This is a genomic window from Afipia massiliensis (genome assembly GCF_014203115.1).
In the GTDB taxonomy this organism is placed as follows: domain Bacteria; phylum Pseudomonadota; class Alphaproteobacteria; order Rhizobiales; family Xanthobacteraceae; genus Afipia; species Afipia massiliensis.
In genome coordinates this window covers 302,769-318,361 of the sequence record NZ_JACHIJ010000004.1, presented here as the reverse complement: position 1 = coordinate 318,361, position 15,593 = coordinate 302,769, and the positions used below count along the sequence as shown (strand labels likewise).

General features: G+C 63.6%; 14 protein-coding genes. 4 read left to right on the top strand and 10 right to left on the bottom strand.

Annotation, left to right across the window (positions count from 1 at the left end; translation table 11 throughout):
* The first annotated feature begins 1 nt into the window (after position 1).
* Complete coding sequence (locus HNQ36_RS15340; protein ID WP_430641372.1) at positions 2–730, top strand: AprI/Inh family metalloprotease inhibitor; 729 nt, start codon at positions 2–4, stop codon at positions 728–730.
* A 183-nt stretch (positions 731–913) separates the two neighbouring features.
* Here the strand turns inward: HNQ36_RS15340 and radC are convergent, their stop codons facing one another.
* From radC to HNQ36_RS15320, 4 genes are all read right to left on the bottom strand, one after another.
* Positions 914–1,633, bottom strand: a complete 720-nt coding sequence (radC, locus tag HNQ36_RS15335) for a RadC family protein (RefSeq protein WP_046829640.1) — start codon at positions 1,631–1,633, stop codon at positions 914–916.
* Positions 1,634–1,769: 136 nt separating this feature from the next.
* Complete coding sequence (gene map / locus HNQ36_RS15330) at positions 1,770–2,594, bottom strand: type I methionyl aminopeptidase (protein WP_184086503.1); 825 nt, start codon at positions 2,592–2,594, stop codon at positions 1,770–1,772.
* Positions 2,595–2,710: 116 nt separating this feature from the next.
* Positions 2,711–3,457, bottom strand: a complete 747-nt coding sequence (sfsA, locus tag HNQ36_RS15325) for a DNA/RNA nuclease SfsA (protein WP_184086501.1) — start codon at positions 3,455–3,457, stop codon at positions 2,711–2,713.
* 1 nt (position 3,458) lies between these two features.
* Positions 3,459–4,772 carry a mechanosensitive ion channel family protein gene (locus HNQ36_RS15320; protein ID WP_184086499.1) on the bottom strand — a complete coding sequence of 438 codons (1,314 nt, stop codon included), beginning with the start codon at positions 4,770–4,772 and terminating at the stop codon, positions 3,459–3,461.
* Between the two features lie 255 nt (positions 4,773–5,027).
* On the opposite strand from HNQ36_RS15320, the gene HNQ36_RS15315 reads away from it, so the two are divergent.
* Positions 5,028–6,824 (top strand): potassium/proton antiporter, encoded by a 1,797-nt coding sequence (locus HNQ36_RS15315; protein WP_184086497.1) that lies wholly within the window; start codon positions 5,028–5,030, stop codon positions 6,822–6,824.
* Between the two features lie 5 nt (positions 6,825–6,829).
* Here HNQ36_RS15315 and HNQ36_RS15310 read toward each other — a convergent pair whose 3' ends face one another.
* A complete protein-coding gene (locus tag HNQ36_RS15310) occupies positions 6,830–7,615 on the bottom strand; it encodes an ABC transporter ATP-binding protein (protein WP_184086494.1) in 786 nt (261 codons plus the stop codon).
* Complete coding sequence (locus HNQ36_RS15305) at positions 7,612–8,634, bottom strand: FecCD family ABC transporter permease (protein ID WP_184086492.1); 1,023 nt, start codon at positions 8,632–8,634, stop codon at positions 7,612–7,614. The genes HNQ36_RS15310 and HNQ36_RS15305 overlap by 4 nt, the downstream gene beginning before the upstream one ends.
* 80 nt (positions 8,635–8,714) lie before the next feature.
* Here HNQ36_RS15305 and HNQ36_RS15300 point away from each other — a divergent pair, with 80 nt between their 5' ends.
* Positions 8,715–9,587 carry an ABC transporter substrate-binding protein gene (locus HNQ36_RS15300; protein ID WP_184086490.1) on the top strand — a complete coding sequence of 291 codons (873 nt, stop codon included), beginning with the start codon at positions 8,715–8,717 and terminating at the stop codon, positions 9,585–9,587.
* Between the two features lie 13 nt (positions 9,588–9,600).
* On the opposite strand, the gene modC is transcribed toward HNQ36_RS15300, so the two are convergent.
* The 4 genes from modC to mepA all read right to left on the bottom strand — a co-directional run bounded on the left by modC (position 9,601) and on the right by mepA (position 12,910).
* On the bottom strand, positions 9,601–10,272 hold the full coding sequence (gene modC / locus HNQ36_RS15295) for a molybdenum ABC transporter ATP-binding protein (RefSeq protein ID WP_184087083.1): 672 nt from the start codon (positions 10,270–10,272) through the stop codon (positions 9,601–9,603).
* A 1-nt stretch (position 10,273) separates the two neighbouring features.
* Positions 10,274–10,969 (bottom strand): molybdate ABC transporter permease subunit, encoded by a 696-nt coding sequence (gene modB / locus HNQ36_RS15290; RefSeq protein ID WP_184086488.1) that lies wholly within the window; start codon positions 10,967–10,969, stop codon positions 10,274–10,276.
* A gap of 6 nt (positions 10,970–10,975) precedes the next feature.
* Positions 10,976–11,794 (bottom strand): molybdate ABC transporter substrate-binding protein, encoded by an 819-nt coding sequence (modA, locus tag HNQ36_RS15285; RefSeq protein WP_184086486.1) that lies wholly within the window; start codon positions 11,792–11,794, stop codon positions 10,976–10,978.
* Between the two features lie 177 nt (positions 11,795–11,971).
* Complete coding sequence (mepA, locus tag HNQ36_RS15280; RefSeq protein WP_184086484.1) at positions 11,972–12,910, bottom strand: penicillin-insensitive murein endopeptidase; 939 nt, start codon at positions 12,908–12,910, stop codon at positions 11,972–11,974.
* 339 nt (positions 12,911–13,249) lie between these two features.
* Here mepA and HNQ36_RS15275 point away from each other — a divergent pair, with 339 nt between their 5' ends.
* The gene (locus HNQ36_RS15275) at positions 13,250–15,460 is read left to right on the top strand and encodes a sensor domain-containing protein (protein WP_184086482.1); all 2,211 of its coding nucleotides are present in this window, start codon (positions 13,250–13,252) and stop codon (positions 15,458–15,460) included.
* The last annotated feature ends 133 nt before the right edge of the window (positions 15,461–15,593 follow it).

The window sequence follows — 15,593 nt, the reverse complement described above, 5'->3', positions numbered from 1 at the left end:
CGTGACCCGCGCCGCGATGTTCGCGCTCACGAGATCGTGGCTGAGCAGGCAGGCTTGCCTGCTTGCTCTGGCGACGGTCACCCTCGGCGCGCCATACGCTGTGGCGCAGGACGCCCGATCGCTCGCCAAGGAGATGATCGGAGAATGGGAGCTGTCGACTGCGGGCCGCGACAAGACCTGCGTGATCACGCTCAAGGGCGATGCCGGTCCGCAGGGCTCAAAGCTCGAACTCGACAAGGGGTGCAGCGCCACGTTGCCGTTCACCAAGAGCATTGTGGCGTGGAGCGTGAAGGGTCTTGATATCGTGCGGCTGCAGGATGCGGCGGGACAATCGGTCATCGATGTGACCGAGGTCGAGAGCGGCATTTTCGAAGGTCTGCGCCAGGGAGAGGGCGTCTATCTGCTGCAAAATCTCGCGGCCGCCCGCGCTCTGTCGAAATCGGCGGATCAGTTGATCGGCGACTGGGCGATGGTGCGCGGAAGCGGGAAGTCGATCTGCGGATTAACGCTGACCAATACCGAAACCTCGCCGGAAAATTTCGCGGTGTTTCTGAAGCCGCGGTGCGACCCGATGGTGACTGCTTTCGCACCCACGATGTGGCGCATCGAGCGCGGCGAATTGCTGCTGCGGTCGGCGAAGGGCGAGATCTGGCGTTTTGAGGCCGACGACAATGCCCAGTGGCGGCGGGTCCCCGACAGTGCCGATCCGCTGATCCTGATGCGGCAGTAAAAACCTCTTTCTCCAACCTCAGTCGTCATCCCGGCCAAGCGCAGCGCGGTGTCGCTCTTTTTGAGGATGCAAGGGTGATGCAAGGGTGATGCAAGGGTGATGCAAGGGTGATGCAAGGGTGATGGGTCCCAGCGTTCGCCGGGACGACGATGAAGCGTCCGGAACGACACCCTCACTTTACGCTCACATCAGCCGCAGCCCTTTCAGGCTGGCGTGGCCGTTCTTGCCGACAATGATATGATCGTGCACCGAAATCCCGAGTGGGCTTGCGATCGACATGATCGATTTCGTCATCTGGACGTCGGCGGTCGACGGCGTCGGATCGCCGGACGGATGATTGTGCACGAGGATGATCGCGGTGGCTGATAGTTCAAGGGCACGCTTGACCACCTCGCGCGGATAGACCGGCGTATGGTCGATAGTGCCGACCTGCTGCAATTCGTCCGCGATCAACTGGTTGCGCTTGTCGAGAAACAGGATCCGGAATTGCTCCTTGTCGGCGAAGGCCATGGCCGCGCGGCAATACTCGATCACCGACGACCATGACGACAGCACGGTCTTCTGCTTGTTGATCTGTCCTCTGGCGACCCGGCTTGCGGTCGCCGCGATCAGCTTGATCTCGGTGATTGCCGAATCGCCAAGCCCGCTGACTTCCTTCAGGCGCAATTCCGGCGCGTGAACCACCTCGGCGAACGATCCGAACTTTGCGATCAGCGCCTTGGCCAGCGGTTTGACGTCGCGCCGCGGCAGGGCGCGAAACAACACCATTTCGAGCAATTCGTAGTCGCTCAGCGCATCAGGGCCAGCATCGCGAAAACGGTCGCGCAGCCGCTCGCGATGGCCATGATAGTGCGGCGCTTCGGAGAAGCCGGATGGATCGGGCTCTTTGGACCTGGTTGGCATGGCGCAATGCGTGCTCAAGTATGCTGCGAGCATCGCTGCGCCCGGCTGCATTTGCAACCGGCTTTATGCTGGTATCAAAAGACAATGGCCTTCGCCGAAGGTACAGATATGTACATTCGGTCAGCAAGCCAAGGCATCATACCTTGTAAGGCGGCTTGTCCAGTTTGCCGGGCGAGAGCGTGAAGATTTCCACGCCGTCCTGGGTCACGCCGACCGAGTGCTCGAACTGCGCCGACAGCGAACGGTCGCGCGTCACAGCGGTCCAGCCGTCGGACAGGACCTTCACATGCGGCTTGCCGAGATTGATCATCGGCTCGATGGTGAAGAACATGCCTGGCCGCAGGACGACGCCTTCGCCGGGGCGGCCGACATGGATGATGTTCGGCTCGTCGTGAAACATCCGTCCGAGGCCGTGGCCGCAGAAATCGCGCACCACGCTCATCTGCTGCGGCTCGACGAAGCTCTGGATCGCGTGACCGATATCGCCGGTGGTGGCGCCGGGCTTCACGGCAGCAATGCCGCGCATCATTGCTTCATAGGTGACGTCGATCAGCCGCTCCGCGCGGCGCGAAATCTCGCCGACGGCGTACATCCGGCTGGAATCGCCATACCATCCGTCGACGATCATCGTCACGTCCACGTTGACGATGTCGCCTTCTTTCAGCGGACGGTCGCCGGGCATGCCGTGGCAGACCACATGGTTGATCGAGGTGCAGGTCGAATAGCGGTAGCCGCGATACATCAGCGTCGCGGGGTAGGACTTGTTGTCGAAGGCGAACTTCCGGACGAAGTCGTCAATCTGCGACGTGAAGATGCCTGGCCTGACGATCGCTGCAAGCTCGTCGAGGCATTGCGCCACCAGCGCGCCCGCCTTGCGCATCCCGGCGAATGCAGCCGGACCGTGCAGCTTGATCTGTCCGGTCTTTCGCAGCGAGGTTTCGGTGGCTTCGACGTAATTCATGGGGAATCTGGCTTCAAATTGAGGAACTTGCTGATTTCCCCTCCAATTTAATGGATGCAGCCCCCAGCGCAAGCGATGGTTCGGCCGGGCTGCCAATCCTTATTCGGGGCTTGTTTTCAGGGCTTATTTCCAGCTTCAGGCTCGATCGGAACTGGACGTCCGAGGCTGATGTCGTCGCGGGTGAGGTTGCAGGTCCAGGCCAGGGCCTCGACGCCGGACAGGCGCGCCTTGTCGAAGGCGCGGGCATAGGCCGGATCGATGTCGCGGGCCAAGGCAAACGAGCGCGCCGAGCCGATCTGAATCACGAACAGCATCACCGCACGGGCCCCCGTAGCGACCATTTCGGACAGCTCATCGAGATGCTTCGCGCCACGCGCCGTCACCGAATCCGGAAATTCGGCGACGCCTGCGCGGCGCATCAGGTGCACGTTCTTGACTTCGACATAGCAGGGCGGACGCGAGGGATCTTCCAGCAGGAAATCGACCCGTGAGCCTTTGCCGTTGATGGTGCGGCCGTACTTCACTTCGCGGCGAATGGTGGCGTAGCCGGTTAGTTCAGGGATCGCGCCAGCCGCGAGCGCCTCTGCCACGATGGGATTCGGATGCATGGTGTTGACGCCGGTCAATTCACCGCCGCCGCCGAAATCCACCTCGATCAGTTCCCACGAGTAGGGCAGCTTGCGCGTCGCGCTCGGAGACTTCGACAGCCAGACCCGCGCGCCTTCGGCCTGAAGGCCGGTCATGGCGCCGGGATTGGCGACGTGCGCGGTGATCACCGTGCCATCGCCGAGTTCGACATCGGCCAGAAACCGCTTGTAGCGGCGGATCAGGATCGCCGGGACCAGTTCGCTGGCAAAGCGCATGTCAGTTTTGCACGTCGAGGACGGTTCCCGCCGGCAGCGCGTTGCCACGCACGCGGATTTCGCGGACCGGATACGGCACGCGGATGTTCTCGCGCTTGAAGGCATCCCACAGCTTCAGCATCACTTCGCTGCGGACGTTGTCCGCGCCAACGTCGAGATCTGCGACCCAGAATGTCAGCGTGAATTTCATGCAGGTTTCCGCGAACTCCACCAGCAGGCAGTTCGGCGGTTTAAAACTGGCGACGCTGGCCGTCTTGCTTGCGATGTCGATGGCCAGCTTGCAGACGACGTTCGGATCGGCGTCGTAATTGGTCGCGAAGTTGACCTTCACCAGCATGTTTTTGTTGGTGTAGGTCCAGTTGACCACGCGCTGGGTCACCAGATCCTCGTTCGGGATCAGGATTTCGCGGCCGTCACCCGCTGCGACGGAAATATAGCGCGTGTTCATCGCGCTGATTTTCCCCGAACTGTCGCCGATGGTGATGAGATCGCCGGGCTTCACCGACTTGTCCGCCAGCAGGATCACGCCGCTGATGAAATTGGCGACGATCTTCTGCAAGCCGAAGCCGAGGCCGACGCCGATGGCGCCGGAAAACAACGCAAAGGCGGATAGATCGATGCCCGCAGCGCTCATCACGACCGCAAAGGCGCCCACCATCAGCAGGAGGCGGACCATCTTGACCAGGAGAACCTGAACCGACGGCGTGAGGTCGCGCGAGCGGGTGATCCGCGATTCAAGGAAATTGCCGAGAATGCCGACCAGCCACAGCGCGATGCCCAGCGACACCGCAACCTTCAGGACCAGCAGGGGCGTCACCCGCAACGCACCGAGCGGGACTGCGACGGAGTCCAGCGCCGCCGCCACATCGTCCAGCTTGCCGACAATGCTCAGCGCCGCCACGATCCAGGCTGTCACCGAGACCGCGCGGACCACGAATTCATTGCGGATCAATCCCGTCGCCAGCCGGATGATGACCCAGGCTGTCGCGAGGCTCGCTGCGGTCGAAAGCAGGTAGCCGTGCCGCATGACTTCGGCCTGCACGATGACGGCGCGGGTGATGCTGATCAGCAGCGCGAAGATGATCGTTCCCGCACGATTCATCAAAACCCGGATCAGCACACGCAGCGGCGCCGGAAGTCCCATCGCCAGCGACGCTGGGTCGACCCGCGCCCGGAGGAAACTCGCGGCGGCAAGCGAGAGGCCGGCGGCGACAAGGATGATGCCGGCCTGCATGTAGAACCAGGGCGATACGAGATAGGCCTCCGCGGACTTGATGCTGGCCTGCAACGCCCGTTGGATATCATCCCAGTCCATGGGCAACTCACCTTGCAAAGAGGCAGGCCGGTCCGGCCGCCTTGGTCTGATCTTGGGTTCGACCTTGGATTCGATTCGGTCGTTCGCCAGATTTCCACATTCTGCGGCTGAAGGTGCGTGAGAATCCCGCGTGCGAGCGACTTAACACCAGCAAATCCTGCACAATGGTGATCAACTGACAAATGAGTTGGCGTCGGGCGGCTGCGACGATATTCATGCAAATGCAGGCATTTTGGACCGGAGACCACACAGCTAATGGCATCCCTCGACTCGGTCAGCATTGCCATTCTGCTCGGCTCGGTTCTCGTGATGGCGGGCATTCTCTCCAGCCTGCTCGCGCTGCGGTTCGGCGCCCCGCTGCTGCTGGTCTTCCTTTTTGTCGGTATCCTCGCGGGCGACAGCGGACCCGGCGGCCTTCGCTTCGACGACGTGCAGACGACCTATCTGGTCGGCTCGGTGGCGCTGGCGCTGATCCTGTTTGACGGCGGGCTGAAGACCCGGTTCCAGAGCATCCGGGCGGTGCTGGCGCCGTCGGCGGCTTTGGCGACCGTCGGTGTGCTGCTGACGGCGCTGATCACGGCGCCGGTCGCCAAGTATGCGCTCGGGATCGGCTGGACCGAGGCGCTGCTGGTCGGCGCGGTGGTGGGCTCCACCGATGCCGCCGCGGTGTTCCTTCTGGTCCATAGCCAGGGTCTTCGCCTGCGCCCGCGCGTCGGCGCGACCCTCGAGGTGGAATCCGGCACCAACGATCCGTTCGCGATCTTTCTGACGCTGATGCTGGTGGAATTCCTGTCGATCGGGCAGAGCTCGTGGGCGCATGTCGCGCTTCAGTTCGCGCGCGAGAGCGTGCTGGGCGTGGTGTTCGGAGCTGCCGGCGGCTGGCTTGTCGTGTTCGCGCTGAACCGCGTCGCCCTGCCACAGGGTCTGCACGCGCCCTTCGTGGCGACGGCGGCGCTGGTGATTTTCGGGTTGGCCCAGATCTCGCACGCGTCGGGATTCCTCGCGGTCTATCTCGCCGGCATGATCATCGGCAATCGTCCGACCCGCGCGCACAATTCCGTCGTCGCTTTTCTCGACGCGGCGACATGGCTGGCGCAGATCGTGATGTTCGTTTTGCTTGGCCTGCTGGTCTCGCCCGAGCGGACATTGACGACCGTGTTGCCGGCCGTCGCGGTGGCGCTGGTGCTGATGCTGGTGGCGCGGCCCATCGCGGTGTTTCTTTGCCTGGCTCCATTCCGATTCAACTGGCGGGAGCGGACCTTCATCGCCTGGGTCGGGCTGCGGGGCGCGGTCGCGATCTTTCTGGCCTCTATTCCATTGCTGGTCGGGCTGCCCAACGCGCAGGTCTATTTCGACGTCGCCTTCGTTGTCGTCATCATCTCGCTGCTGCTGCAGGGCTGGACACTCGGCGCCGCCGCGCGGCGTCTGCACGTGGCGCTGCCGCGGGCGGATCGCGGGCCCCGCCGCGTCGAACTCGATCTGCCGGGACAGCTCGAGCAGCAACTCGTCGGCTATCCGGTTCGCGCCAACAGCCTGTTCCTGAAACGTGGGCTGATCCCGTCATGGTCGAAGCCCACGCTGGTGATCCGCGACGAGCGGATTCTCTCGCCTGTCGAAGCCGAGCCGGTGGTCAAGGGCGACTATCTCTATTTGCTGGCGCCGCCGGAAAAAGCCGAGGCGCTGGATCGCTTCTTCGTCGATATGCCCGTGGTGCCCGCGCCGGACCCGCATCTGCTCGGCGACTTCATGATGCCGGGCGACGTGACCTTGAAGGACGTGGCCGACATCTACGGCGTCACCATTGCCCCCGGCGATGCGCACCTGACGCTGGCGGACTACTTCGATATCCATCTCGATCATGCGCCGCGTGTCGGTGCGACCTTGCCGCTCGATTCCATTGTGCTGGTGGCGCGAAGCATCGGCGGCGCGCGCGTCAACATCGTTGGTTTGCGGTTGCCGGAGGACGAGGAATCGCCGGCACCCCCGCTGACTCGCACCGCTGCCGCGAGGCGCAAGCTATCGCGGATCGGGACCCGGCTGCTCGGGAGCTGAGCCGGTTAAAGCGCGCGGGACGGCAGCAGCAGCGGTCCGTCCGGCGTCTCGACGCGGTTCACCGAAATGCCGAAGATCTCCGCGATACGATCGGGCGTCAGCGCCAGCGGCGGCGTGTCGTTGGCGACGATGCGGCCCTCGTTCATGACGACGACGCGGTCCGCGAACCGCATTGCCAGCGCGAGATCGTGGATGATGGCAAGCACCGCCGTTCCCTGATGCGCAATGCGCTGAAGCAGATCCATGACGATGAGCTGATGCCGCTCGTCGAGCGACGCAGTCGGTTCGTCCGCGATCAGAACCGAGGCTTCGGTCGCCAGCGCCCTCGCGATGGCGACACGGGCGCGTTCGCCGCCCGACAGCGTCGTGATCAGCCGCGAGGAGAATTCGCCGACCGCTGTCGCCTCGATGGCGCGCTCGATGGCGATCCGGTCCTTGACGGAGGTCTGCGAGAATGGATCGGCATGCGGCTCGCGTCCGAGCGCCACGATGCTGTCGACCCGCATCGGCCAGTGAAATTCGTGCCCCTGTGGCAGATAGGAGATGGCGCGGGCGCGGACACGCGGCGCGAGATCGCGCAGGTTGGCGCCGTCGAACGTGACGGAGCCCTCGGCCCTCATCACGCCGGCCATGGCGCGGGCCAGCGTGGTCTTGCCGGCGCCGTTGGGTCCAGCGAGAATCGTGAATTCGCCGGCGTTCAGGGTCAGGCTGGTGGTGTCGACAATCCGGCGCGTGCCACGGGTGACCGTGACATCCGTGGCGACAAGGCGCGGGTTCTCGTTGGGTTTCATTGCTTGCTGTCCTCCAGCGCGCGGCGCTCGTGGAAGATCATCGCCAGGAAGAACGGCACGCCGATCAGCGCCGTCACCACGCCGATCTTGATTTCGATGACGGCGGGGATCAGGCGCACGGCGATATCAGCGGCCATCAGCAGCGCCGCGCCCGCAAGTGACGCGGGCAACAACACGCGCGCCGGATCGGAGCCATAAAACCGCCGCACCAGATGCGGCGCGACCAGTCCGACGAATGAAATCGCGCCAGCAACCGAGACGGCGGCACCGACGCCGAGCGCGACGCCGATCACCACCAGCACACGGGTGCGCTCGACATTGACGCCGAGCGACGCAGCTGCGTCTTCACCGAGCGTCAGCGCGCGGAACGCGCCGGCGTTGATCGCCAGCACGAACCAGCTCACGATCATGAAAGGCGCTGCGAGCCACACATGCTCCATGCTACGGTCGCGCAGCGAGCCGAGTAGCCAGAATGCGATCTCCAGCGCGATGTAGGGATTGGGCGCGAGATTGAGGATGAGCGCGATGGCCGCGCCTGCGAGACTTGCAAGTGCGAGGCCCGCCAGCAGCGTCACCGTCAGCGAGGCGCGGCGTCCGGCGATCGCGACCAGCGCGCCGACCGATAGCAGCGCACCGGCGATGCCGCCGAGCGGGACCGCCAGCGACAGCGCGCCGGCGAATCCGAAGGCCATGATCGCCGCCGCTGCTGCGGCGGCCGCTTGCGGCGCACCGAACAGCGACGGTTCGGCGAGCGGATTGCGCAACAGGCCCTGCAACGCGGCACCGGCCAGTCCGAACGTCGCGCCGATCAGCAACGCCAACAGCGTTCGCGGCAGCCGAATGTCGCGCACGATGATCGAGGCCACACCCTGATCGGAAAACAGCGTCGCGATGACTGTACGCGGCGAAAATTGCGCAGGCCCGGTCATCAGCGATAGCACGAACAGCACGGCCACCAGCACGACGAGCATCGCGGTCAGCAAGGTGCCCTGACTATGTCCCTGAGGGTCGCTGGTCATTCCGTTCCGATTGTTTCGGCGTGTCCTCGCAGCAGAACAGCCGCTGACGCAACACAATGGACGTGGCATAACAGGCTGTCATGATCAAGAAAACCATATTCGCGGCCATGCTTGTTTCGGCCACGTTCTCGGCGTTGTGCGGGACTGCGCCTGTCGCGCGCGCGGACGGCCCGCCAAAGCGTATTGTATCGTTCAATCTTTGTGCCGATCAGTTGCTGCTTGCGCTGGCCGACCCGGCCCAGATCGCGGGGCTGTCGCCCTATGCGGTCGATCCGCTTCTGTCTGTCATGACCGACAAGGCTGCCTCGTTTCCCCGTCTGGACTGGGACGCTGAATCTGTCGTGAATCTCGCGCCCGATCTGGTGCTGGGCGGTCCGAGCCATCGCCCGATTCATGCCATGCTGAGTGCGATGGGCATCCGCGTTGTGGACGTCGAACTCATTCGCAATCTCGCCGATGCGCGCCGCCAGGCCGTCGAGGTGGGAAAGCTTGTCGGTCATCCCGAGCGCGGCGAAGTATTGGCGCGCCAACTCGAACAGGCCGAAGCGAGATTGTCAGCCGTCGCTTTGAAGCCTTCGTTGACGGCGCTGGTCATTCAGCGCGAAGGCTATCGGGAAGGCCCGGCCAGTCTGGCGTCGGGCATGCTGTCGATTGCCGGATTGCGGCCGCCGGGGCCAGCGCCGGCAGGCGCCGGTGGTTTCAAGTCGGCGGAGCAAGGCGGGTTCGTGTCGCTCGAACACTTGCTGACCAATGGGCCGGACGTGCTGGTGTTGCAGGACCCGCCGCGCGAAGCGCGCGATCAGGGTGCGCTGTTCATTACGCATCCGGCACTGCTGTCGCGCTATGGCGCGAACCGGCGGATCGACCTGCCCGAACGCTATACGGTTTGCGGCGGCCCGCCGCTGGTGCAGGGACTGGATTATCTCGCGAAGGCGATCACTGCGCTGAAGTAGAGATCATGCTCACCTAAATGACATGCGGCAAAACTTCGACGCCGCCGCTGGCGACAACCTTGCCGCGCTTGAGTATCACCACATTCGTCGCCAGCCGCCGCATTTCGCCGGCATCGTGGCTGACAAAGACCATCGGCACGCTGGCGTCGTCGCGCAGCCGGATGAAGTAGGGAAGGATTTCCGCCTTCCGCTCCTCGTCCAGCGATCCCAGCGGCTCATCCAGCAACAGCAGGCGCGGCTTCGCGAGCAAAGCGCGGCCGAGCGCCACACGCTGACGCTCGCCACCTGACAATTGCGCTGGACGGCGATCGAGCAGGTGTCCGATGTCGAGCAGATCGATCGTGTGTTTCTCCGCCGCGGCGTCGTGACCCAATCTGTTCATGCGCCTGCCGTAATCGAGATTCTGTTGGACGCTGAGGTGCGGAAACAGCCGGGCGTCCTGAAACACGTAGCCGATCCGCCGCCGATGCGGCGGAACATGCAGGCCTGATGCGCTGTCGTCGAGGACATCGCCGCCAAGCGAAATCCGCCCGCGGTCTGGTTTGGTCAGCCCGGCGATCATGTTGACGATCGAGGTCTTGCCGGCGCCGGAATTGCCGAACAGGCCGGTGACGAGACCATCGCTGGTGAAGGATATGGCGAGTTCGAAATCGCCGAGTTTTTTTTCAACGTCCACCGACAGCATCTTAATAGCCATGCAAACGCCGCGTGGCACGCCGTGCCAGAATCTCCGACGCGATCAGTGCGGCCATGGCGATGGCAATCGATACGATCACCAGCCGCAGCGCGGCGGTGTCGCCGTCCGGCGTCTGGGTCAGTGAATAGATCGCAGCCGAAATGGTCTGGGTTTCGCCCGGGATGTTGGACACGAAGGTAATGGTCGCACCGAATTCGCCGATAGCCTTGGCGAAGCCAAGCACCATCCCGGCGACGATGCCGGGCAGCGCGAGCGGCAGCGTCACGGTGAGAAACACGCGCCAGGGTGCCGCGCCGAGCGTGCTGGCGGCCTGCTCGAGTTTGCGGTCCACCGCTTCGATGGACAGCCGGATCGGGCGCACCAGCAGCGGAAAGGACATCACCCCGCACGCCAGCGCGGCGCCGGTCCAGCGGAACGCGAACACGATGCCAAGCGTATCGGCGAGCCACGCGCCGACCAGACCTTTGCGCCCGAATGTCAGCAGCAGCAGATAGCCGGTGACAACCGGCGGCAGCACCAGCGGCAGATAGACCAGTGCATCGAGCGCGGCCTTGCCCCAGAACTCGCGCCGCGCCAGCAGCCACGCCACGGCGATGCCGAGCGGCGTGGCAACCAATGTGGCAACGGCGGCGACCCGCAATGAAAGCAGGATCGCCGTCCAGTCCTCGGGAGAGAGATCGAACATGCGGCCTTAGGAGATAGGCTTGATCAGGAATGTGAAGCCGTACTTCTCGAAGATTGCTTTGGCGGCCGCCGAACGTAGAAATGCGAGATAGCCGTTAGCGTCGGCTTTCGCGTTCGTTGTCGCTGCGACCGGATAGATGATCGCAGGATGCGAATCCGCAGGGAAGGCGCCGACGATCTTCACGCCGGAATCGACCTTGGCGTCGGTCTCATAGACGATGCCAAGCGCGGCCTCGCCGCGCGACACCAGTGCAAGCGCAGCGCGCACGCTCTCGGCCATGGCGAATTTCGGCTCCGCCGTCTGCCACGCACCGAGCTTTTCCAGCGCCGCCTTGGCGTATTTGCCGACCGGCACGGCCTTGACGTCCCCGGTTGCAATCCTGCCGTCGCCCGCGAGCTTGGCGAGATCGAAGCCCGGTCCGATCAGGACGTTCGCGATCTTGGAATCTTTCGGCGCGATCAGCACGATCGTGTTGCCGAGCAGATTGACCCGCGACGGATCGCTGATGGTCTTCTTTCCGGCGGAATAGTCCATCCAGTCGGTGTCGGCGGAGATGAAGATGTCAGCGGGCGCGCCCTGTTCGAGCTGCTTGGCGAGCGCCGAACTGGCGGCGTAACTTGAGACCGCTTTGATGCCAGTCTTGGCGGTGTAGGCAGCATTGGCTTCGTCGAGCGCGTTCTTCATGGAAGCTGCTGCAAAGACCGTGAGGGCCTTGTTCTGCACGGCCACAGGCGGCGCGCCTGCAGGTTTTGCGTCCTGCGCGTGCGCAAACAGCGGCGCGCACACAAGCGCGGTCAGCACGAAAAAACGGGGCATAAAAGTCATGGGGCGCTCCATACCGCGCGCGAGGTGCACGTGTTCGTCAACCTGGATTGTTCATGACGACAAGCGGAAGCGCCGTTCCGGCAACCCCGACAGCGCGCAGCATGACGGAGCATCGTTGGCCGCGACCATATCAGGCGTGGCTTTGGCGTAAAGTCCTGGAATCGGCTTTCTGAGACGCTAAGGCGCCAGCAGAACCTGCCGGCATTCGGCGGGCAGATTTGCAAGCGTCATCGGAGGCTTCGGCTTGGGCGGCTTCACCGGCGGCTTGGGATGCAGCACCGCGTCGCTGAACCAGTAGGCGAGGTCACCCGTGCTGCAGCCTTCGCCGTCGTTCGGCGGCGTCTGCGCCTCGCAGTTGCTGCTGCCCGGCGGACATTTCATGCGAATGTGGAAATGGTAATCGTGTCCGTACATCGGTCGCACTTTCGACAGCCAGCTCCGGTTGCCGTTCGCTTCCCGGCACAATGCCTTCTTGATCGCGGCGTTGACGAAGATGCGCTCCACCTGCGGCTCCTGCGCGGCGGCGCGGATCACCGGAAGATGCGTCGGCGTCCACGTGGCTGGATCGATATCGAGACGATCCTTACGCACCATCATCACCGCGGAAGTTTCCTCGCGTTCCTCGCGCGAAAGCTGCCGGTTAGGCATCGGCGTCAGCCAGATGTCGGCGTCGAGGCCAATCTGATGACTGGCATGGCCGGTCAGCATCGGCCCGCCGCGCGGTTGCGACATGTCGCCGACGAGAAGTCCCGGCCAGCCTGCCGTCTTCTGAGCCTTGGTGGCGACTCGTTCCAGCAAAGCAATCAGATCCGGATGTCCCCAGTTGCGATTGCGCGACAGCCGCATCACCTGCCACGCTGGTCCGTTGATCGGCAATGCGACAGCGCCCGCAATGCACCCTTTGGCGTAAAAGCCGATCGGCTGCGGCGCGAGTTTTGCGGGCAGCGGCTTGCGGCCGAACAACTCCTTGGCGGCGACATTGGGATCGTTGGGATTGGCGAGCGGCGGAAGCGGCTTGGGACTGACGCTTCCCTTGTCCTGCGCTGATGCCGGACTTGCCATCGACACGACGGCTGACATCAGGGCGAGCGCGAGAATCAGACGGTGTCGCTTCATGGCGCCTCTTATAGCGGAAGGCCGCACCGGCGACGAGACGGCGCGATCCTTAACACGATGTTAGCCATGCCGGAGAGTGACGCAAATTGGTGCGGAACGCCGTTTCCGGACGCATTGTTGAGCGTTCAGCGTGCGATGGCCGCGGTAACCCGGTAGCAAATGGCGGCATCTGGTGCTGCAAGCCGATAATCCGATCCCGGCAAAGCCTTGCAATTGAGCATTTTTGTTTCCCCGGTATGCATCAATTCCGGCCGAAGGCTGAGGCCGGCGCCGAGAGATACCATTTTTTCAGACACTTATAGCAAGACTGCTGCCCGCAGAATGCGAGGGTGCGAGGAAATGCCGATCAATCGGCCAAAATCAAAAACCAGGACCGGAAAGTCAGCACATACTCGGGGTAGGTTGTCGGTTCGCCGGCCAAAAGCCGTGCCGAAGCTGTTGAGCAAGGGCCGCAAGATTTCCGAAATCGGCGAGATCGTGCGCACGCGCGCGGAAGCCGAAGCGGCGATCGCGGATGCTGCGCGATCCAATGAGCGCCTGCGCGAAGCGATCGATATCCTGCCGCAGGGCATCGTGTTTCTCGACGCCGATGGCCGCTACATTCTCTGGAACAAGAAATACGCCGAGATCTACAGCAAGAGCGCCGACCTTTTCGAGGAAGGCGCGATGCTGCGCGATACGCTGAAGGTCGGCGTTGCGCGAGGCGATTATCCCGAAGCCGTCGGCCGCGAAGACGAGTGGATCACCGAGCGGCTCGAAAAGCTCTATCATCCCGGTCACCGCCACGAGCAGACGCTGTCCGACGGCCGCTGCATCCTGATCGAGGAACGTCTCACCGGCGACGGCGGTGTGATCGGACTGCGCGTCGACATTACCGAGCTGAAACAGCGCGAAGCCTCGTTCCGTTTGCTGTTCGACGGCAATCCGGTGCCGATGATCGTCTGCTCCCAGGACACCGAGCGCATCATCAGCGTCAACGACGCGGCGATCGCGCATTACGGCTACTCGCGGGAAGACTTCGAGAAGCTGAGAATCTCGGACGTGCAGGCCTTCGATCAGGCCGCGCCATGGACCGGCGACCAGACCACCGAGGAGCGCGCGGCGCGAACCTGGAAGCACGTCAAGGCCGACGGCTCGCTGATCGACGTCGCGATCTACTCGCGCCTTCTGGTCTTCGATGGCCAGCCGGCGATGCTGCTGGCGCTGATGGACATCACCGAGCGCAAGCGCGCCGAGGCGCGGCTCGCCTTCATGGCGCAGCACGACGGCCTGACCGGACTGCCGAACCGCATCCTGTTGCGCCAGCGGCTGGACGAATTGCTGGCACACACGCGCCGCAGCGGTGACAAGGTCGCGGTGCTGTTTCTCGATCTCGACAACTTCAAGGGCATCAACGATACGCTGGGCCATGCCATCGGCGACAAGCTGCTGAAGGGTGTGACCAAACGCCTGCGCTCGTCACTGCGCGAGGAGGACGCCATCGCGCGCCTCGGCTCCGACGAATTCGCCATCGTTCAGGCCGGTGTGAGCCGCCCTGAGGAAGTGGCGTTCCTCGCGCGGCGCCTGATCGACGCCATCAGCGAACCCTATCTGCTCGACGGCCACACCATCATCAGCGGCGCCTGCATCGGCATTGCAATCGCGCCCGGCGACGGCGACGACGCCGAGAAGCTGCTCAAGAACGCCGACATGGCGCTGTCGCGCGCCAAAAGCGAGGGCCACGGCACGTTCGGCTTCTTCGAGTCGGAAATGGACGCCCGCGCGCAGGCGCGCCGCCGCATCGAGATCGATCTGCGCGCCGCCATCGAGAACAACGTGCTTCAGCCGCATTATCAGCCGCTGGTCGACCTCAAGAGCGGATCGATCACCGGATTCGAGGCGCTGGTGCGCTGGCCGGACAACGAACGCGGCATGATTCCGCCATCGGAATTCATCCCGGTCGCGGAAGAAACCGGCCTGATCAACGCGGTCGGCGGATTGATGCTGCGGCGTGCCTGTATGGACGCCGCGCAATGGCCTGACGACGTGCGTGTTGCGGTCAACCTGTCGCCGCTGCAATTCCGCGTCGGCAATCTGTTGTCGGTGGTGATGGACGCGCTGAAGACATCCGGCCTGTCGCCGAAACGGCTCGAACTGGAAATCACCGAAACCGTGCTGCTGGACAAGAGCGATCAGGTGCTGGCGACGCTGCATGCGCTGCGCGCGCTTGGCGTGCGGATTTCGATGGACGATTTCGGTACTGGATACTCGTCGCTGAGCTATCTGCGCAGCTTTCCATTCGACAAGATCAAGATCGACCGCTCGTTTGTGCAGGATCTCGATTCCAATCAAGACGGGCAGGCGATCATGCGCTCGATCATCTCGCTCGGCATCGGTCTCGGCGTCACCATCACGGCGGAAGGCGTCGAAACCGAAGCCGAACTGAGCTGCCTGCGCGCCGAAGGCTGCCATGAAGGACAAGGTTTCCTGTTCAGCCGCGCGCGGCCGAATGCCGAGATCACCGCGCTGCTGCAGGCGCAGCGCAACGCGAGCGAAGCTCGCGTGGCGTAACGCCGCCGACCCGATGTCCGCCACAAAACAAAAACCCCGGCTTTGAACCGGGGTTTTGCTTTTGCGGCCGGGCCGCAGACATCACTTCTTCTTTTTGGACTTCGCCTTTTTCGCCTTTTTGGCTTTTGGTGCG